The organism is Desulforhabdus sp. TSK (genome assembly GCF_022836495.1).
Lineage (GTDB): Bacteria > Desulfobacterota > Syntrophobacteria > Syntrophobacterales > Syntrophobacteraceae > Desulforhabdus.
Window position 1 is genome coordinate 1 of the sequence record NZ_BQXM01000185.1, and the last position, 406, is coordinate 406.

Genomic DNA, 406 nt, shown 5'->3' on the forward strand with positions numbered 1-406 from the left:
GGGCTCGGGACGGCAGATCACGGCGCGTCCCAGGTTATCCACGGTGTGGTCCTTGCCATGGTGAAAAATGGCGATGTCCACCTTCTTGCGGACGCCGATGGAGAAATCATTCTCCATGTCTTCAGGGGAAAACCCGTATTCGTGGATGAGCGCGCGCGCCACACGCTGACGCACCAGCTCTTTTTTTGTCGCCTTCACCTGTTTCCCGGAAACATAATCGAGCATGTAACCCGCCGCGATGGTGCTTCCAGGGGGGACGTTCGTTTGGGTTGTGTCCATGAGGTACTCTCTCGCCTGGGGCGCGGGGTGCTTGCGGGCATTGACCGACCGGAGCAGCCCTCGAAGCGATACGGCGTCAAAAACCGCGTCGGCCTGCCCAGGGATCGCCACAACGGCACAACCCATT

1 pseudogene is annotated in these 406 nt (G+C 60.1%); it reads right to left on the minus strand.

The features are described from left to right. Positions 1-279 (minus strand): annotated as a pseudogene (locus tag MWC30_RS22050) (restriction endonuclease subunit M); the annotation flags it as partial. Between the last annotated feature and the right edge of the window lie 127 nt (positions 280-406).